The organism is Methylobacterium sp. Leaf125 (assembly GCF_001423085.1).
Taxonomy (GTDB): domain Bacteria; phylum Pseudomonadota; class Alphaproteobacteria; order Rhizobiales; family Beijerinckiaceae; genus Methylobacterium.
The window spans coordinates 564,148-580,448 of record NZ_LMNU01000001.1; the positions used below are offsets into that span (position 1 = coordinate 564,148).

Consider the following 16,301-nt stretch of genomic DNA (forward strand, 5'->3'; position numbering starts at 1 on the left):
GAACCAGTAGGGGAAGCGGGGGGCCAGGGCTACGTCACCGCCCGGGCCGCCTCTGCCCGGATCGCCGCCAGGGTGAGATGGGCCGCCGGACCGTCGCCCGTGAGGTTGAGCCCGTCGGCGCCGGTGGCGAGCAGGAGGGCCAGGGCCTCCCGCAGGGACGCCCCGGCCGCGATCGCGGGGGCGTCCGGCAGGGGTCCGGGGCTCGCCAGGCGCTCGGCGGCGATCAGGGCGAGGCGGCGCAGCGCCCGGTCCTGCCCGACGAAACTCGCGACGAAGGGATCGGCCGGCGCGGCCAGGAGGCGCTCGGGCGGATCGGCCTGGACGATGCGGCCGTCCCGCATCAGCACGACGCGGTCGCCCATCCGCATCGCCTCGTCGATGTCGTGGGTGACAATGAGCACGGTCTTGCCCAGGCGCCGGAGAATGGCGCCGATCTCGGCCTGCAGGCGGTCGCGGGCGACGGGGTCCACCGCGCCGAAGGGCTCGTCCATGAGCAGCACCGGGGGATCGGCGGCCAGGGCCCGGGCGACGCCGACGCGCTGGCGCTGGCCGCCGGAGAGCTCGTGCGGGCGGCGCGCCCGGTACTGCACCGGGTCGAGGCCGACGAGGTCGAGCATCGCGTCGACCCGGTCGGCGATCCGGGCCCGCGTCCAGCCCAGCAGGCCCGGCACGGTGCCGATGTTGTCGGCCACGCTGCGGTGGGGAAACAGGCCGACGCCCTGGAGCACGTAGCCGATGCGCCGGCGCAGGGCGACGGGATCGGTCCGCATCACGTCCGTGCCGGCCACCAGCACGCGGCCGGCATCCGGCTCGACCAGGCGGTTGACCATGCGCAGCGTGGTGGACTTGCCGCAGCCGGACGGGCCGATCAGGGCGCAGACGCTGCCCTCGGCGACGACGAGGTCGAGGGCATCGACGGCCGGGCGTTCGGCCCCGGGGAACCGCTTGCCGACGCCTTCCAGGCGGATCATGGGGCCCGGGCCGGCGCGCGGTTTGGCCGCCTGCGCCTCAGCAGCCCTTGCAGATCGAGCCCATGGTGGTGCGCATCTTGGTGTCCCAGGCCTTGTCGCGGGCGGCCGAGGCGCGCTGGGCCTTGGCCATGTCGGCCTCGGTGGAGGCGCGGGTATAGGGCGCCTTGCCCGCATCCGCGCGGCCCGGCGGCTTGGTCACCCCGGTGGGAGCGACGTTGCGCGGGGGGGCGCCCGAGGACGGCTGCGCCAGGACCGGCGCGGCGCCGAGGAGGAGGGCCAGGGTGGAGGCGGCGGCGAGGCGGGACAGGAGGGCGCGGGACATGAGGACGACGGATCCCTGACAGGTGACGAGGCGTCGGGACGATCGGACGTGAACGACGTCGCGCCCCGATGATCCCGTTCATCTACGATGGGGACCGTTCAGGATTATGGCACCTCGGCCGGATGGCGCGAAGGTGGCGGGCGGCAGGGCGTGCGAAATGGCACCCGGTTCGGCGCGCGCGGCTCCGAACCGCCTTCAGGGCCCGCTGAGGAAGCCGATCCGCTCCCGCGCCGGCTGTCCGAGCCAGAGCAGGACGGCCCCGATCACGAGCCCGATCAGGGCGGCGGGCGCCAGGGTCAGGGGCAGGACCAGGATCTTCCACAGCCAGGGGGCGATGCTCTCCACCGTGCCCTGGAGGGCGTTCGCCCGGTCCTTGAACAGGGTGAAGGCGAGGTCGCTGACGCTGGTGACACGCAGGGTGTTGTTCGCGACGGAGCGGGCCCCGTCGTAGACGAGGCAGACGAAGCCCGCCGCCAGGAAGACGAGGCCGAGGAAGCGGCTGAGGAAACGGACCATCGCACCCGATCGCACCCGCCGGCATCCGCGCCGGCCCTGAGGCTGAGTAGGAGGGCGCGCCGACGGGCGCAAGCCACCGATGCCGCGGCCGCGGGCGCCCCGGGACCCGCGCAGGCGGGCCGCGCGGTTTGCGCCGGATCGCGTTCGCGCCATATGCGGGCTGGGGCCGCGCGGCAGGCGGGGCCCGGCCGCAACCCGAGACCCGACCCAAACCCATGCGCGACGCCTCCCCCCTCCTCCCCCCGGTGCCCGCGCCCGGCGAGACGGCCCCACCCCTCGCGCTGGTGATCTTCGATTGCGACGGGGTGCTCGTGGACAGCGAGCCGATCAGCCTGGCGCGCCTCACCGCCGGGCTCAACCGCATCGGCGTGCCCATCGACGTCGAGACCGTGCGGGCGCGCTTCGCCGGCACCTCGATGGTCTCGATCATGGGTCACATCGCGCAGGATTACGGGATCACGGCGCCGGAGGGCTTCGTCGAGGCCGTGAAGGCGGACACGCTGCGCGCCTTCGACACGGAGTTGCGGGCGGTCGCGGGCGTCGCCGCGGCGGTCGCCGCCCTCGGGCTGCCGTCCTGCGTCGCGTCCAGCAGCGACCCCGTGCGCCTGCGCCACTCCCTGGGTCTGACGGGGCTGCTGCCGCTGTTCGAGGGGCGGATCTTCTCCTCGACCCTGGTGGCGCGGGGCAAGCCGGCGCCGGACCTGTTCCTCCACGCCGCCGCCGCGATGGGCTTCGCCCCCGAGGCCTGCCTCGTCATCGAGGACAGCGTGCCCGGCGTCACGGCGGCCCGCGCCGCCGGCATGCGCGTCGTCGGCTTCAGCGGCGGCGGGCACTGGCACCACGACCCGGCGGCGGCGGACCTGACCCGCGCCGGCGCGTCCCGGATCTTCCGCGATTACCGGGACCTCGCCGCCGTCATCGCCGCCGCCTGACCCGGGCTTGCGGAGGCAGCGCGCGCGCCGGGCACCGGGCGGGGCCGTTTCTGCCACGGAGTGTGTTGCATTCGGAAGATCGATCCGTTGACGAACCGCAACGGGATGAGCATCTTCGAGAGGTTCGGCGACGCCCCTGGGTGTCGTCGCACCGCGGTGATTTGAAGTGTGTAGCTTGCGCCGCGTCACCAAACGCTAAAGCACCGCGATGCGCTCGCGCCTCGTGGTCCTTCTTGGAAAGGATGACTTGCCGTGACTGTCTGCTTCCAGCGGGGCGATGCCCCGAGTCTCCGGTCCCAACACGGCTGCTGTCGACGCTGACCATCCCGTCGCGTCCCACCGTTCGTCTTGTGCCGGCCCAGCGCCGGCCCCCGGAGTCCTTGTCATGCCACTTCTTCAGATCGAGGCCGAGCGGGCGCTGAATCGCCTGCCCGCGGCTCCCAGCCTCGCGGAGCATCGGGCGGAGCGCGCCCGCAACCCCCTCCAGGCCGAGCCCGCCCCGCCGCGGATCATCGAGATCGGCGAGATCACCGCCGGCATCGCCGTTCCGGAACCCGGCGGCGTGCGCTTCTTCGCGTCGAGCCGCGACTTCGCCCCCCTCGACGGGACGGTCTACCGCAGCGTCGAGCAGGCGGCCCGCGCCGCCCGGGACCGGTTCCGCAACCGGACCCGTCCCGGCACCGGCGCGCGGGCGCCCCGGCTTCAGGCGATCTGACGGGTTCGGTCCCTCCCTCAGACCGGCCAGGCCGCCCCGCGATAGGCCCCGTCCCAGAACAGGTATTCGAGGCGGGTGGCCTGGGTGTAGGCGCGGTGCATCCGGGCCCGGACCTCCGGCGAGGCGCCCTGGGCCGCCTCGTCGGTCGCCGCGATCATGGCGGCGACCGCCTGCGCGAAGTCCTCGCCCGCATAGGTGTCGATCCAGGCCCGGTAGGGATTGTCGGCCTGCGCCCGGGAAAAGATGTCCCGGCCGATCTCGGCATAGATCCAGAAGCAGGGCAGCAGCGCGCCGAGCACCACCTCGTAGGGCTCCGCATAAGCGGTGGAGACGAGGTAGGAGACGTAGTGGTCGCAGGGCGGCGAGAGCGGGGTCCCGGCGAAGGTCGCGGCGTCGATGCCGTAATCGCGGAAGAAGCCGCCGTGGAGGGAGCGCTCCACCACGATGGCGGTCTCGGCCGCCCGGGCGAACTGCACCATCCGGTCGGGGTTCGGCGCCTTGGCGGCGGCCAGCGCCAGGGCGCGGCCGAAGCCCACGAGGTAGTGGGCGTCCTGCACGATGTAGTGGATGAAGCGCGCCTGCGCGAGACTGCCGGCGGCGAGCTCGGCATTGAACGGCATGGTGCGGATGGCCTCGTAGGCCTCCGCGTTGCGCGCCCAGGCCTGTACCGAGAAAGCCTCCACCGAAAAAGCCTCCGTCATGCCCGGCTCTCCCGCTCGAACGACAGGGTGACCCCGTGGCGCGCGCGGCCCCCCGGTGCCAGCAGGCGCTGGGAATCCCGGTCCGTGAGGTCGCCCGCGAAGCCGGCCCAGTCGGCGTGGCCGGTCCAGCACTCCAGCGACAGGAAGGGGGCCGTCGGCTTGGTCCAGACCGCGAGGTGGGGGAAGTCCGACACCGCCAGGCGGATCGCCGCGCCGTCGGGCCCGGTGAAGCGCATCCAGCGGCTCGCCGCATCCCGGAAGACCAGGGCCTCGGTGAACAGGTCCGGATCGAGGGGGAGGGTGTCGCCCTCCAGGGGAATCGGCCGCTCGTCGCGCAGGAGCAGGCCGCCCGCCCCGACCTCGGGGGCGAAGGGGCGCTCCGGGTGCGCGAACCGGACGGCGTAGCCGCCCCCGGCCGCGCGGGTGCCGCCCGCGAAGGGCCAGGGGAAGGCCGGGTGGAAGCCGAGTCCGTAGGGCAGGGGCACGGTGTCGGTGTTCTCGATCCAGATCTCGAGATCGAGGCGTCCGGGGCCGACCCGGGCGGTGATGTCGAGGCGGAAGGCGTAGGGGTAGTGCACCCGCGTCTCGGCGCTGTCGGCGAGGCGCAGCGCGACGCTGTCGCCGGACCGCTCGATCACGGTGAACGGCAGGTCGCGGGCAAAGCCGTGCTGCGGCATCGGGTAGGCCGCGTCGCCGACATGGACCGTGCCGTCGGTGGAGGCGCCGACCACCGGGAAGAGCCACGGGGCGTGCCGGTTCCAGTGCGCGGGATCGCCGCTCCAGAGATACTCGCGTCCGCCCACCTGCCAGGAGACGGGCTCCGCCCCGTCGGCGTCGATGACCGCCTGCGTGCCGTCGCCGGCCGTGATCGTGATCCGTTCGCCCATCGGTGTCCTGTCGTCCGGCTGGCCGCCCCCGCGGTGGGGGCGGCGGGAGAGGTCCTCAGCGCGCCTTCAGCACCGCCCGGCAGGCGGCGGGAAGGGCCGCCATCGTCATCGGCGGCTTCGGGCGCGGCGGCTTCGTCGCGGGCTTCGGATTCATGATCGCGTCGCTGAACCAGTAGGCCAGCTCCTCGCCGCAGCCGTCGCCGGCGGGCGGGGGGGCCTGGTCGCCGCACTGGTCCTGGCCCGCCGGGCAGGAGAGCCGGATGTGATAGTGATAGTTGTGCCCGTACATCGGCCGCACCTTCGAGAGCCAGGCGCGGTCGCCGCCGGCCTCGCGGCACAGGGCCTTCTTGATCGCCGGGTTGACGAAGATGCGCGCCACCTCGCGCTCCTGCGCCGTCATCCGGATCAGCTTGAGGTGCTCGGGGGTCCAGACCTGCGGGTCGATGTCGAGGCGGTCGGGGCGGACCACGTTGGTGGCGGAGGTCTCCTCGCGCTCGACCCGGCTCATGCGGTGGTCCGGCATCGGGGTCAGCCAGATGTCGGCGTCGAGGCCGAGCTGGTGCGAGGCGTGGCCGGTGAGCATCGGGCCGCCGCGGGGCTGGGACATGTCGCCGACGAGGAGGCCGTTCCAGCCGATGCGGGGCGCCTTGGCGGCCAGGCGCTCCAGGAACTCGACGAGGGGCGGGGTGCCCCACATCCGGTTGCGCGACAGGCGCATCACCTGCCAGTTCGGCCCGTCGACGGCCAGCGCCTCGCCGCCCGAGAAGCAGCCCTTGGCATAGGAGCCGTAGGCATGGGCGGGGCCGGAGGCCGGGGTGGTGGCACGGCCGAACAGGGCTTTCGCCGGCGTGTCCGGCGCGTCCGGGTTGGCCAGCGGCGGCAGGGGCTTCGGGTTGACGGTGCCCCGGTCCTGGGCCGCAGCGGGCAGGCCGAGACAGGAGCCGAGGAGCAGGAACGTCGCGAGGCGGAGGCGAAGGGTCAGCGGAGGGCTCCCGGGATCGCGTCCCCGCCGGGCGGGGCGCCGAGGATCGTCTGAGGCGAAGGTTCTGGGTCTCGCGCCCACGCTAGTCCATCGGGGATCGCCCCGTCGAGGGTCCGCGGTGCCGCCCTATTCCACCGGCGCCACGGCGATCCGGATCGTGTCGGCGGGCGCACCGCTGACCAGGAGGGTGATCGGCGCGGTGCCGAGCTGGAACCGCACGCTCTTGGCGAGCATCGGGCAACCGGAGCGCATCGTGCTGGCGGTCGGTGGCCGCGGGGTCTTGCCGTCCTGGCTCACGTCGATCCAGGCCCGGTCCGACAGGGTGACCTGGTAGGCGCCCGGGGCCAGGGGCGCCTCGAGGTGCAGCACGCCGCCATAGGAGCCGGGCTTCGGCTCCCGCGAGGGCGCGAAGGGCGGGGCGACCGCGTCCTGCAGCTTCAGGACGAGGATCGCGGCCGGCATCGCGGCCGCGAGGGTGCCGCCAGAGTCCAGCCGCGGCAGGCTCGCGGCCGAGAACCAGGCCTGCTCGCGCAGGAGCGACCAGTCGAACTGCGTGCAGGCCGCCGGGTCCGCGGCCGGCGACGCGCCGGACTCGCGGGCGGGCTGCGCCTGCCCCCCTTCGGCGGACAGCGCCAGGAGAGAGGCGGAGAGCGCGATCGCGGCGAGCCGGCGCATCGTCCTCAATCCACCGCGACCAGGACGTCGGAAGACTTCACCACGGCATAAGCCTCGCCGCCCACGGTCAACTTCAGGCTGTCGACGGATTCGTTGGTGATCGAGGCGGTGACCAGCTGGCCGCCGGCGATCTCGATCTTCACGTGGGCCGTGGTGGCCCCCTTCTCGACCGAGACGACCTTGCCCTTGAGGACGTTGCGTGCGCTGATCTTCATGACGATGGGTTCCCTCCACTTGGCCCGGCCCGGACGAATGAGCCGGCGCGGCGGGACGATGCCGTTCGCGCCGGCGCGGTGCAACCCGTCCGGATGCAACCCAGTACCCGAGCCCACGCGACCGTGATCGGGCTCACGGGGCTTCGTCCGCCTCCTCCTCGTCCGGCGCGGTCTCCTCCTCCGAGACCCGGCGGCGCGAGCCCCACGCCGCGAGGGCGGCGTTGAGGTCGTCGCGGATGAAGTGGCGGGCGCTGTCGCGGTCGTAGCCGTCCGCCAGCAGGTCGTCGTACTCGGTGAAGACGTGGCGGGCATAGGCCACGAGGGCGAGCCAGGCCGCGTTGTCCGGGCGCGCGTTGCGCAGGCCCGGGCTCGCCAGGGCGCGATCGATCACCGCCTCGGTCTCGAATTCGGGCAGGCGCGGAGCCACCTGCGCCAGGGCCGCCGCCACCGCCTCGCGCCGGTTCATCGCCCGTCCTCCGTCATCGCCGCCCTCCGCCCGCATCCGAGTCGGGCCGGCACGAGGTGCGCGACCGCGGCGCAAAAGTCCACGACCGACGCCCGGCCGCCGGCGCGCCGGCGATCCACCCGCCCCACGTCGTCGCAGGCGCCAACGGTCGCATGAACCTCCGCCCGGGGCGACGGCATCGAGAGGTTGACAAGCTCTCGGTGCGCTCGCGTTGCCTGATCTGTGCCGGAATGGGATTTTGTCTGCGCCGACACCGGTCGCTCATCCGCAGAGACCACGTAGAGGAAGCGCCACGACTGCCTGATGCTTTGTCGTGAATTGTTCGATAATGTTTTGCTGTCAAATGTTGAGGGTCGGGCTCGGATGCCGGACCGCGCACCAGGTTGACGGACCCGCTCGTGACCCAGGACAATTCCGTTCTCATCGTTTCGGACAGGCCGCAGCTGGCGGCCCTGCTCTGCCGCGCGGTCGAGAACGTGGTCACCTGCCGCTGCATCGAGCCCCGCGAGGCCCTGCCGGCGGTGCTGCCCCTCGTCGCCGTGGTCGACATCAGCGGCGACGCGCGCTTGGCCGCCGCCTGGATCGCCCGGCTCCACGGCTCCCGGGTCGCGAGCCTGCAGCTCACCAACCAGCCCCCCGCCGCGCGCGGCCGGTCCGCCGTCGCCACCCGAACCCTGCCGGCGGATGCGCCCCGCACGGCGGTCCTCGCCACCCTCTTCGCCCTCGTGGACACCTGGCAGGCCGCCCGCCGGAGCGCCGTCGCCGCTCCCGCCCGCAAGGTCCGGGACATCGCGGAGCGGGCGCGGGCCGCCGTCAGCCTGGTGGCGGGCGCCTTCGAGGCGGCCGAGGCCGGCCGTCCCGTGAGTGCGGAGGGCGTCGACGCCGGCACCGAGCTGATCCTGGCGGCCGTCTCCGAGTCCGGCATCCGCACCTGGCTCGAGATCATCCAGAGCCACGACCAGCAGCTCTACCAGCACTCCCTCAGCGTCGCCGGCTACGCCGCCGCCTTCGGGGCCGGCCTGCGGCTCGCCCGCGCCGACCAGAAGCGCCTGGCGCGCGCCGCCCTCCTGCACGATGTCGGCAAGGCGAAGATCCCCCTGGCGATCCTGAACAAGCCCGGCCGCCTCACCGCGGAAGAGATGGCGGTGATGCGCACCCATCCGGCCATCGGCGCCGACCTCCTCGCCGCCCAGGGCGGGTTCGACGCCGCGACCCTCGCGGTGGTGCGCTCGCACCACGAGATGCTCGACGGCAGCGGCTATCCCGACCGCCTCGCGGGGGCGGCGATCCCGGACCTCGTGCGCCTCGTGACCATCTGCGACATCCACTCGGCCCTGACCGAGCGGCGCCCCTATCGCGATCCGCTGCCCCACGGGGACGCCCATGCCCTGATGCAGGGCATGCTGCCCAAGCTCGATGCCGACCTCCTGGCGGCGTTCCGCCGGGTCGTGCTGCAGGGCACGCTCGACGACGCGGTCGTCTGAGGCGCGAGCCCGGGCGCCGTCCGGCCGGACGAGGCCCGGCGGCGTCCGGCACGCGGAATCGCGGCACGATAATGCCTGTCGAACGGGATCATCTCCCGGCGGCGCGCACCCCGGAGAGATCCTCTCCGCGGTGACGCGCATTCAAAAGAACGTTTCATTGATTCCCGTGCGGGCAACGGGCACGTTTTCGTCAGAACGACGTCACGGAAAACCCGTGGCAACGCCCGTTTACCAGAGCAAAGATCTCTAGAACTGCCAGTGTTGACCGACGCTCGTCTTGGGCGATGGCGCAGTCACGTCTGGAGATCTTGGCGCATACGAAAGTCACCCTATGTCGCTGCCCCGCATCGTCGGTTTCACCGCCAATCTCCAGCGCCCCTCGAAGACCCGGGCGCTGGCCGAGTCCCTGGCCGAGGCGGTGGGCACGCACCTGCGGGCCGAGATCCGCCTGTTCGACATGGTGGATGCCGGCCCGGGGCTCGGCGCCGCCTGGTCGCGGGACCTGCTGCCGCTGCCGGCCCGCCGCATCGTCGAGGCCATCGAGGGCGCCGACGCGCTCATCGTCGGCTCGCCGGTCTACAAGGGGGCCTATACGGGCCTGTTCAAGCACCTGTTCGACTTCGTCGATCCGGCGGCCCTCGTGGGCAAGCCCGTGATCCTCTCGGCCACCGGCGGCGGCCCGCGCCACGCCCTGGTGGTCGAGCATGCCCTGCGTCCGCTCTTCGGGTTCTTCAGCGCCCACACCATCCCCAGCGCGGTCTACGGCTCGGACGGGGATTTTCGCGACGGCGTCCTCGTCGACCCGGGCGTGAAGGCGCGCATCGCCGACGCGGCGAGCCAGCTCGCGGAGCTGCTCCAGGCCCGGGCCGCCCGGATCGCCGCACCGGAGGTCGCGGCTCCGGTCGCCGCCTTCGCCAGCGCCGGCTGAGGGCGCCCCGCCGATGCTGTCCCGACGCACCCTCCTGGCCGGCGCCCTGGCGGCCGGCCTGCCCATCCCAATCCTGCCCGGAAAGGCCCTGGCCGGGGAGGCCGGCACCTTCCGGATCGGCTACCAGAAGAACGGCATCCTCGTCGTCGCCAAGCAGCAGGGCACCATCGAGCGGGCGCTGAAGCCCCTGGGCGTGGCCGTGCGCTGGACCGAGTTCTCGTTCGGTCCCCCCGTCCTCGAAGCCCTCGGCGTCGGCGCCATCGATTTCGGCCAGACCGGCGCGCCGCCCCCCGTCTTCGCCCAGGCCGCCGGCAACACCCTGCTCTACGTGGCGGCCCAGGATGCGGGGGGCTCCGGCGAGGCGATCCTCGTGCCGCAGGGCTCGCCCCTGACGACGCTCGCCGACCTCAAGGGCAAGCGCGTCGCCTTCGCCAAGGGATCGAGCGCCCATTACCTCGTCGTCCGCGCCCTGGAGAAGGCGGGGCTGGCCTATACGGACATCGAGCCCGTGACCCTGGCGCCCGCCGATGCGGCGGCGGCCTTCGCGCGGGGCGCCGTCGACGCCTGGGCGATCTGGGACCCGTACTTCGCCATCGCCGAGCGCCAGCCCGGCACCCGCATCCTGGCCAGCGCCGTCGAGATCGAGAAACCCACCAACTTCTTCCTCGGCAACCGCGACTTCACGAACGCCAACGCCCCCGTGGTGCAGGCGGCGATCGGCGCCCTGGCCGAGGTGGCCGCCTGGTGCGAGGCCCATCGCCCGGAGGTGGCCGCCCTGCTCGCGAAGGGCACCGGCGTGCCCCTCGACGCGACCCGGCGCGCCGTCGACCGCAGCGTCTACGTCATCGCGCCGCTCACCGAGGCGGTCATCGCCGGCCAGCAGCGCGTGGCCGACCGCTTCCAGGCGCTGGGCCTGATCGCCAACCCCATCCGCATCCGCGAGGCCGTGTGGACGCCGCCCGCGCCGCCGGCGAGCAAGGGCTGACACCCGATGATCCCATCCGTCCGCACCCGCATCCTCGAGCGCCTGACGCCCTGGCTCGTGCCCGCCGCGATCCTGCTCGGCTGGCAGGCCGCCGCGTCGACGGGCCTCGTCTCCACCCGGTTCATGCCCGCCCCCTCGGGGGTCGTCGCGGCCGGCTGGCAGGCGGCCCGCAGCGGCGAGCTCTGGAGCAACCTCTCGATCAGCTTCGCCCGGGCGGCCGTCGGCTTCCTGATCGGCGGCGGCATCGGCTTCGCCCTCGGCCTCGCCAACGGCCTGTCGCGGCTCTCCGAGCGCCTCACCGACACCACGCTGCAGATGATCCGCAACATCCCGCACCTGTCGCTGATCCCCCTGGTGATCCTGTGGTTCGGCATCGACGAGGGGGCCAAGCTCTTCCTCGTGGCCATCGGGGTGTTCTTCCCCGTCTACGCCAACACGCTGCACGGCATCCGCTCGGTGGACCCGCAGCTCGTCGAGATGGGCCGGGTCTACGGCATGTCGCCCGCCACCCTGTTCCGGCGCGTGGTCCTGCCGGGTGCGCTGCCCTCGATCTTCGTGGGCCTGCGCTACGCCCTCGGCATCATGTGGCTGACGCTCATCGTGGCCGAGACGATCTCGGCCTCCTCCGGCCTCGGCTACATGGCGATGCAGGCCCGCGAGTTCATGCTGGTGGACGTCGTGGTGCTGGCGATCGTGATCTATGCCGGCCTTGGCAAGGCCGCCGACGCCGTGACCCGGCTGCTGGAGCGCCGGTTCCTGGCCTGGAACCCGGCCTACCGGAACGCCTGACGCCGCCCTTCGACGGGCGCCGGCACGGGGCCAGCCCGGCGGCGCTCGCACCGATTCCCCTCTTCCCTCCGACGGTCCGTCCCATGCTCGCCACCGCCCTTCGCGTCCCCGAGGACGCCCAGACCCGCGACCCGAAACCGCGCGAGGTCGCCGCCCCCAGGGCACAGGCCCGCGCCGCGCCGCCCTCCGCCACGGGCATCGGCGTCACCCTGCGCGACCTGCGCAAGGACTTCGACGGCCACACGGTGATCGAGGGCCTCGACCTGCACATCCCGGCCGGGCAGTTCGTGGCCGTGGTCGGGCGCTCGGGCTGCGGCAAGAGCACCCTGCTGCGCCTGATCCTTGGCCTGGAGCAGGCGAGCGCCGGCCGGATCGCCCTCGAAACCCGGGCGGTGCGGACCCCGCCGAAGCGGATCATGTTCCAGGAGCCGCGCCTGCTGCCCTGGGCCCGGGTCGTCGACAACGTGGCGGTGGGCCTCGGCGAGGGCGGCTCCCGGGCGGAGCGCCGCGCCCGGGCCGAGGCGGCGCTGGCCGAGGTCGGCCTCTCCGAGAAGGCCGGAAACTGGCCCGCGACCCTGTCGGGCGGCCAGCGCCAGCGGGTGGCGCTGGCCCGCGCCCTCGTCAGCCGCCCCGGGCTGCTCGCCCTCGACGAGCCGCTCGGCGCCCTCGACGCCCTGACCCGCATCGACATGCAGGCGATGATCGAGCGGATCTGGCGGGCGCAGGGGTTCACCGCGATCCTCGTCACCCACGACGTCGCCGAAGCCGTGGCGATGGCCGACCGCATCCTCGTGGTGGAGGCCGGCCGCATCGCCCTCGACGTCGCCGTGGACGTGCCGCGCCCGCGCCGGCGGGGCGATGCCGACCTCGCGGCCCTGGAAGGCCGCATCCTCGACCACCTGTTGTCCGAGCGCGCGCCGTCCTGAGCGCCGCTTGCCACTTCAAGAAAGAGTTCCCATGACCGGACAGACCGACGTTCTCTGGTTCCTCCCCACCCACGGCGACGGCCGCTACCTCGGCGCCCAGGACGGCGCCCGCGACGTCTCGCTCGCCTATCTGCGCCAGATCGCCCAGGCCGCGGACGCGCTCGGCTACTACGGCGTGCTCCTGCCCACGGGACGCTCCTGCGAGGATTCCTGGGTGGTGGCCTCGGCGCTGGCGCCCCTGACGAAGCGCCTGCGCTTCCTCGTGGCCGTCCGCCCCGGCCTGCAGGAGCCCGCCGTGGCGGCCCGCATGGCCGCGACCCTCGACCGGATCTCGGACGGGCGCCTGCTCATCAACGTCGTCACGGGCGGCGACCCGGTGGAGCTGCGCGGCGACGGCGTCTTCCTCGACCACGACGAGCGCTACGTCGTGACGGACGAGTTCCTGCACATCTGGCGCGGGCTGATGTCGGGCGAGACGGTCAGCTACGAAGGCAAGCACCTCCGGGTGGAGGAGGGCCGGGTGATCTTCCCGCCCGTGCAGGCCCCCTATCCGCCGCTGTATTTCGGCGGCTCCTCGCCGGCCGGCATCGACGTCGCCGCCGAGCATTGCGAGGTCTACCTGACCTGGGGCGAGCCCCCGGCCGGGGTCGCCGAGAAGATCGCGCGCGCCAGGGAAGCCGCCGACCGCAAGGGCAAGACGTTCTCCTACGGCATCCGCCTGCACGTCATCGTGCGCGAGACGGAAGGGGAGGCCTGGGCGGCCGCCGAGTCCCTGATCTCGCGCCTCGACGACGCGACCATCGCCAAGGCGCAGGCCACCCTGAAGCGCCAGGATTCCGTCGGCCAGAGCCGCATGATGGCCCTGCACGGGGGCGACCGCACCAAGCTCGAGGTCTCGCCGAACCTCTGGGCCGGGGTCGGCCTGGTGCGCGGCGGCGCCGGCACCGCCCTGGTCGGCTCGGCAGACCAGGTTGCCGACCGGATGAAGGAGTACATCGACCTCGGCATCGACCGCTTCATCCTCTCGGGCTACCCGCACCTGGAGGAGGCCTACCGCTTCGCCGAGCTGGTCTTCCCCAAGCTCCCCTTGCGCGCCACCACCGGCGTGGCGGCCACGAACGCCCGCAACGACGGCCCGTTCGGCGAGGTCATCGCCAACGACATCGTCCCGAGCCGCCGCATCGCGGCGCATTGAGGGGGCGACGTCCCCGGGCGACGAGAGCCCGGCGGACACGAGAGCCACCGTGATTCCGGGGCGCCGCGGGCGAGCCCGGACCCGAAGGGGCGCGCCGGAGGCGTGCAATCCAGAGCCGCGACAGCGTCGAATGCTGCGCCATCCGTGTTTCTCGATCCCGGGCTCCGCTGGGCGGCCCCGGGATGACGGGGCGCGGAGGGACGCCGAGCGGCTGGGTTCATTCATCGAAGATCGCGCCAGAGCATCCCCGCCCGAAGGAGTCCCCCATGCCCGCCGCCACCCGCGCCCACGCCCTCCGCACCGACGCCACCCGCCGCGCCTGGGTCCTGCTCAGCGCCGCCCTGGCGCTGCTGACCTTCGGCATCCTGCACGCCCGCGCGGACGAGCGGGTGATCCGGATCGGCTACCAGAAATACGGCACCCTGGTCCTCCTCAAGGGCAAGGGCCTGCTGGAGCAGCGCCTGAAGCCCCTGGGCTACCGCGTCGCCTGGGCCGAGTTCCCCTCGGGGCCGCCCCTGATGGAGGCGCTGAACGCCGGGGCGGTCGATCTCGGCTCGGCCGGCGAGGCCCCCCCGATCTTCGCCCAGGCCGCCAACCCGGACCTGCTCTATGTCGGCCACGAGCCGGCCGCGCCGAAGGGCGAGGCGATCCTGGTGGCCGAGGACGGCCCGATTCGCACGGTCGCGGACCTGCGCGGCAGGAAGATCGCCCTGAACAAGGGCTCGAACGTCCACTACTTCCTGGTCCGGGCCCTGGAGCAGGCGGGCGTGCCCTACGCGGCGGTGACGCCGACCTTCCTGGCGCCGGCCGACGGCGCCGCCGCCTTCGCGCGGGGCGCCGTGGACGCCTGGGCGATCTGGGACCCCTACCTCGCCTCGGGCGAGCGCAGCACCGGCGGCCGCATCCTCGTCGACGGCACCGACCTCGTGCCCAACCGCCAGTTCTACCTCTCGACCCGCGCCTTCGCCGCCGCCAACGGCCCCGCCCTCGACGCGACGCTGGCGGCGATCGGCGCGATCGACGCTTGGGCCAAGGACAACACCGACGCGGTGGCAGCCGAACTCGCCCCCTCCGTCGGCATCCCGGCGCCGATCCTCACGGTGGCCCTGCGCCGCCTCACCTACGGGGTCACGCCCCTGAACGCCGAGACCACCGCCGACCAGCAGCGAGTCGCCGACACCTTCCACCGCCTCGGCCTGCTGCCGAAGCCCGTGGACGTGGCCGCGGCGGTGCGCAAGCCCGGCAGCTGAGGCCGAGTCAGCCCGGCAAGGGTCAGCCCGGCAAGGGTCAGCCCGGCAAGGGTCAGCCCAACAAGGGTCAGCCCGGCAGCACCGGCGCCTTGACCCCCGGCAGGCGGTCGAGATCCGCCGCGCTGAGATGGGTGTGCGCGGCCACCAGGGCGTGCGGGGTGAGGGCGAGCCACTGGCGCAGGGAGATGTCGGCGTAGGTCGGGCTGCGGAACATCTCCAGGAAGCTCAGGGGCGTCGTGCCGGTGTTCTCGATGTAGTGGCCCATGGCGAAGGGCACGTAGCCGACGTCGCCGGCCTGGTAGTCGAAGGTGCGGGCCTTCGATTCCGAGCCGAACACCGTCATGCGGCCCTGGCCCGCGATGTAGAACTGCCACTCGTCGCCGTTCGGGTGCCAGTGCAGCTCGCGGATGGCCCCGGGCTGCAGCTCCACCAGGGCGGCCGCGATGGTCTTCGAGGCCTTGAACACCGAGGAATCGGTGATGCGCACGGTGCCGCCCGGCAGGCTCAGGGGGGCCTGGGCCAGCATCCGGTGGCTGAAGGGCTCCGGCACCGGGCCGGCGCCGCCCATCCGGTCCGCGTCCAGGGGGCCGGGCGTCGGCCCCGGGAAAATGTAGAGCTCCTTCTCCGGCACGCCCGCGAAGGCGCTCTCCGGCAGGCCGAAGTTCTTGGCCAGGATCTCCTTGGGCGTATGCGCCAGCCAGTCGGTGAGCAGGAAGGTGGAATCCTCCGAGAATCCGCCGTCGTCGAAGACCAGCAGGAACTCGCAGCCGTCGACGCCGTCGGCGGACAGGCCCTGGATCGCGTGCGGGATGCCCGAGGGGAAGTACCAGAGGTCGCCCTCGCCGACATCGTCCGCGAAGGTCCGCCCCTGCGCATCCACCGCGGTGATCCGGGCCCGGCCCTTCAGCATGTAGGCCCACTCGGCCTCCTTGTGCCAATGCATCTCGCGCACCACCCCGGCGCCGAGCCGCATGTTCACCCCCGCCATCGCCTTCGACACCGGGAGTTCGCGGATCGTCGTCTGCCGGGCCCAGCCGCCCTCCTCGAGGCGCATGTGGCTGTCGGCGAAGGACCATTTCAGGTTCGGCATCGTGCCGTGGTCGGTCCGGGGCGGGCGCAGGGTGAAGGGGTCCTCCGCCTCCCGGGCCGGGTTGCGGGGCCCCAGGATCGAAGCGCCGTCCTTGCCCCGGATCGGGCTCTGCGCCGCGGGCGCCGCGGGCTGGCCCTGCGCGCCCGCCACGGTGAGGAGGGATCCCCCGGCGGCCGTGGCGGCCAGGAGGCTTCGGCGGGACAGGTCGGTCATGGGCAGCGGGTCTCGGGCATTCAGGTCTCGGGTGGCATCCGGGGGCGCCGCTGGGCGCC

19 protein-coding genes are annotated in these 16,301 nt (G+C 73.2%); 9 read left to right on the forward strand and 10 right to left on the reverse strand.

The features are described from left to right. Window positions 1-29: 29 nt before the first annotated feature. The 3 genes from ASF58_RS02520 to ASF58_RS02530 all read right to left on the reverse strand — a co-directional run bounded on the left by ASF58_RS02520 (window position 30) and on the right by ASF58_RS02530 (window position 1,809). Window positions 30-971 carry an ATP-binding cassette domain-containing protein gene (locus ASF58_RS02520; protein WP_055946953.1) on the reverse strand — a complete coding sequence of 314 codons (942 nt, stop codon included), beginning with the start codon at window positions 969-971 and terminating at the stop codon, window positions 30-32. A gap of 37 nt (window positions 972-1,008) precedes the next feature. Next, a complete protein-coding gene (locus ASF58_RS02525; protein WP_055946955.1) occupies window positions 1,009-1,293 on the reverse strand; it encodes a hypothetical protein in 285 nt (94 codons plus the stop codon). A gap of 195 nt (window positions 1,294-1,488) precedes the next feature. Next, window positions 1,489-1,809 carry a hypothetical protein gene (locus ASF58_RS02530; RefSeq protein ID WP_055946958.1) on the reverse strand — a complete coding sequence of 107 codons (321 nt, stop codon included), beginning with the start codon at window positions 1,807-1,809 and terminating at the stop codon, window positions 1,489-1,491. Between the two features lie 215 nt (window positions 1,810-2,024). Here ASF58_RS02530 and ASF58_RS02535 point away from each other — a divergent pair, with 215 nt between their 5' ends. Beyond that, window positions 2,025-2,741 (forward strand): HAD family hydrolase, encoded by a 717-nt coding sequence (locus ASF58_RS02535; RefSeq protein ID WP_055946960.1) that lies wholly within the window; start codon window positions 2,025-2,027, stop codon window positions 2,739-2,741. A 385-nt stretch (window positions 2,742-3,126) separates the two neighbouring features. Then, complete coding sequence (locus ASF58_RS02540; RefSeq protein WP_156375508.1) at window positions 3,127-3,456, forward strand: hypothetical protein; 330 nt, start codon at window positions 3,127-3,129, stop codon at window positions 3,454-3,456. Between the two features lie 17 nt (window positions 3,457-3,473). Here ASF58_RS02540 and ASF58_RS02545 read toward each other — a convergent pair whose 3' ends face one another. From ASF58_RS02545 to ASF58_RS02570, 6 genes are all read right to left on the reverse strand, one after another. Continuing rightward, window positions 3,474-4,157 carry a TenA family protein gene (locus ASF58_RS02545; protein ID WP_055946963.1) on the reverse strand — a complete coding sequence of 228 codons (684 nt, stop codon included), beginning with the start codon at window positions 4,155-4,157 and terminating at the stop codon, window positions 3,474-3,476. Next, window positions 4,154-5,044, reverse strand: coding sequence for an aldose 1-epimerase family protein (locus tag ASF58_RS02550; protein WP_055946965.1), 891 nt, complete (start codon window positions 5,042-5,044; stop codon window positions 4,154-4,156). The genes ASF58_RS02545 and ASF58_RS02550 overlap by 4 nt, the downstream gene beginning before the upstream one ends. A gap of 55 nt (window positions 5,045-5,099) precedes the next feature. Then, window positions 5,100-6,026 carry a penicillin-insensitive murein endopeptidase gene (gene mepA / locus ASF58_RS02555; RefSeq protein ID WP_055948657.1) on the reverse strand — a complete coding sequence of 309 codons (927 nt, stop codon included), beginning with the start codon at window positions 6,024-6,026 and terminating at the stop codon, window positions 5,100-5,102. Between the two features lie 126 nt (window positions 6,027-6,152). Beyond that, window positions 6,153-6,701 (reverse strand): hypothetical protein, encoded by a 549-nt coding sequence (locus ASF58_RS02560; RefSeq protein WP_055946967.1) that lies wholly within the window; start codon window positions 6,699-6,701, stop codon window positions 6,153-6,155. A gap of 5 nt (window positions 6,702-6,706) precedes the next feature. Beyond that, window positions 6,707-6,916 carry a TOBE domain-containing protein gene (locus ASF58_RS02565; RefSeq protein WP_055948660.1) on the reverse strand — a complete coding sequence of 70 codons (210 nt, stop codon included), beginning with the start codon at window positions 6,914-6,916 and terminating at the stop codon, window positions 6,707-6,709. 133 nt (window positions 6,917-7,049) lie between these two features. Beyond that, entirely contained in the window at window positions 7,050-7,382 is a 333-nt protein-coding gene (locus ASF58_RS02570; RefSeq protein ID WP_082512782.1) for a DUF2293 domain-containing protein, read from the reverse strand. 398 nt (window positions 7,383-7,780) lie between these two features. Here ASF58_RS02570 and ASF58_RS02575 point away from each other — a divergent pair, with 398 nt between their 5' ends. The 7 genes from ASF58_RS02575 to ASF58_RS02605 all read left to right on the forward strand — a co-directional run bounded on the left by ASF58_RS02575 (window position 7,781) and on the right by ASF58_RS02605 (window position 14,939). Then, complete coding sequence (locus ASF58_RS02575) at window positions 7,781-8,866, forward strand: HD domain-containing phosphohydrolase (protein ID WP_055948663.1); 1,086 nt, start codon at window positions 7,781-7,783, stop codon at window positions 8,864-8,866. A gap of 331 nt (window positions 8,867-9,197) precedes the next feature. Next, window positions 9,198-9,794, forward strand: coding sequence for an FMN reductase (gene msuE, locus ASF58_RS02580; RefSeq protein ID WP_055946971.1), 597 nt, complete (start codon window positions 9,198-9,200; stop codon window positions 9,792-9,794). Between the two features lie 13 nt (window positions 9,795-9,807). After that, window positions 9,808-10,779 carry an aliphatic sulfonate ABC transporter substrate-binding protein gene (locus ASF58_RS02585; protein WP_055946972.1) on the forward strand — a complete coding sequence of 324 codons (972 nt, stop codon included), beginning with the start codon at window positions 9,808-9,810 and terminating at the stop codon, window positions 10,777-10,779. A 6-nt stretch (window positions 10,780-10,785) separates the two neighbouring features. Continuing rightward, the gene (gene ssuC, locus ASF58_RS02590) at window positions 10,786-11,568 is read left to right on the forward strand and encodes an aliphatic sulfonate ABC transporter permease SsuC (RefSeq protein WP_055946974.1); all 783 of its coding nucleotides are present in this window, start codon (window positions 10,786-10,788) and stop codon (window positions 11,566-11,568) included. Window positions 11,569-11,651: 83 nt separating this feature from the next. Next, window positions 11,652-12,494 carry an ATP-binding cassette domain-containing protein gene (locus ASF58_RS02595; protein WP_055946976.1) on the forward strand — a complete coding sequence of 281 codons (843 nt, stop codon included), beginning with the start codon at window positions 11,652-11,654 and terminating at the stop codon, window positions 12,492-12,494. Between the two features lie 31 nt (window positions 12,495-12,525). Further along, the gene (ssuD, locus tag ASF58_RS02600) at window positions 12,526-13,689 is read left to right on the forward strand and encodes an FMNH2-dependent alkanesulfonate monooxygenase (RefSeq protein ID WP_055946977.1); all 1,164 of its coding nucleotides are present in this window, start codon (window positions 12,526-12,528) and stop codon (window positions 13,687-13,689) included. A 266-nt stretch (window positions 13,690-13,955) separates the two neighbouring features. Then, window positions 13,956-14,939, forward strand: coding sequence for a sulfonate ABC transporter substrate-binding protein (locus ASF58_RS02605; RefSeq protein WP_055946978.1), 984 nt, complete (start codon window positions 13,956-13,958; stop codon window positions 14,937-14,939). Between the two features lie 67 nt (window positions 14,940-15,006). On the opposite strand, the gene ASF58_RS02610 is transcribed toward ASF58_RS02605, so the two are convergent. Continuing rightward, window positions 15,007-16,242 (reverse strand): oxalate decarboxylase family bicupin, encoded by a 1,236-nt coding sequence (locus tag ASF58_RS02610; RefSeq protein ID WP_055946980.1) that lies wholly within the window; start codon window positions 16,240-16,242, stop codon window positions 15,007-15,009. Window positions 16,243-16,301 lie beyond the last annotated feature (59 nt).

Coding starts and splice junctions, on each gene's coding strand:
- ASF58_RS02520 (WP_055946953.1), bottom strand. CDS start 971: ATGATCCGCCTGGAAGGCGTCGGCAAGCGGTTCCCCGGGGCCGAACGC.
- ASF58_RS02525 (WP_055946955.1), bottom strand. CDS start 1,293: ATGTCCCGCGCCCTCCTGTCCCGCCTCGCCGCCGCCTCCACCCTGGCC.
- ASF58_RS02530 (WP_055946958.1), bottom strand. CDS start 1,809: ATGGTCCGTTTCCTCAGCCGCTTCCTCGGCCTCGTCTTCCTGGCGGCG.
- ASF58_RS02535 (WP_055946960.1), top strand. CDS start 2,025: ATGCGCGACGCCTCCCCCCTCCTCCCCCCGGTGCCCGCGCCCGGCGAG.
- ASF58_RS02540 (WP_156375508.1), top strand. CDS start 3,127: ATGCCACTTCTTCAGATCGAGGCCGAGCGGGCGCTGAATCGCCTGCCC.
- ASF58_RS02545 (WP_055946963.1), bottom strand. CDS start 4,157: ATGACGGAGGCTTTTTCGGTGGAGGCTTTCTCGGTACAGGCCTGGGCG.
- ASF58_RS02550 (WP_055946965.1), bottom strand. CDS start 5,044: ATGGGCGAACGGATCACGATCACGGCCGGCGACGGCACGCAGGCGGTC.
- ASF58_RS02560 (WP_055946967.1), bottom strand. CDS start 6,701: ATGCGCCGGCTCGCCGCGATCGCGCTCTCCGCCTCTCTCCTGGCGCTG.
- ASF58_RS02565 (WP_055948660.1), bottom strand. CDS start 6,916: ATGAAGATCAGCGCACGCAACGTCCTCAAGGGCAAGGTCGTCTCGGTC.
- ASF58_RS02570 (WP_082512782.1), bottom strand. CDS start 7,382: ATGAACCGGCGCGAGGCGGTGGCGGCGGCCCTGGCGCAGGTGGCTCCG.
- msuE (WP_055946971.1), top strand. CDS start 9,198: ATGTCGCTGCCCCGCATCGTCGGTTTCACCGCCAATCTCCAGCGCCCC.
- ASF58_RS02585 (WP_055946972.1), top strand. CDS start 9,808: ATGCTGTCCCGACGCACCCTCCTGGCCGGCGCCCTGGCGGCCGGCCTG.
- ssuC (WP_055946974.1), top strand. CDS start 10,786: ATGATCCCATCCGTCCGCACCCGCATCCTCGAGCGCCTGACGCCCTGG.
- ASF58_RS02595 (WP_055946976.1), top strand. CDS start 11,652: ATGCTCGCCACCGCCCTTCGCGTCCCCGAGGACGCCCAGACCCGCGAC.
- ssuD (WP_055946977.1), top strand. CDS start 12,526: ATGACCGGACAGACCGACGTTCTCTGGTTCCTCCCCACCCACGGCGAC.
- ASF58_RS02605 (WP_055946978.1), top strand. CDS start 13,956: ATGCCCGCCGCCACCCGCGCCCACGCCCTCCGCACCGACGCCACCCGC.
- ASF58_RS02610 (WP_055946980.1), bottom strand. CDS start 16,242: ATGACCGACCTGTCCCGCCGAAGCCTCCTGGCCGCCACGGCCGCCGGG.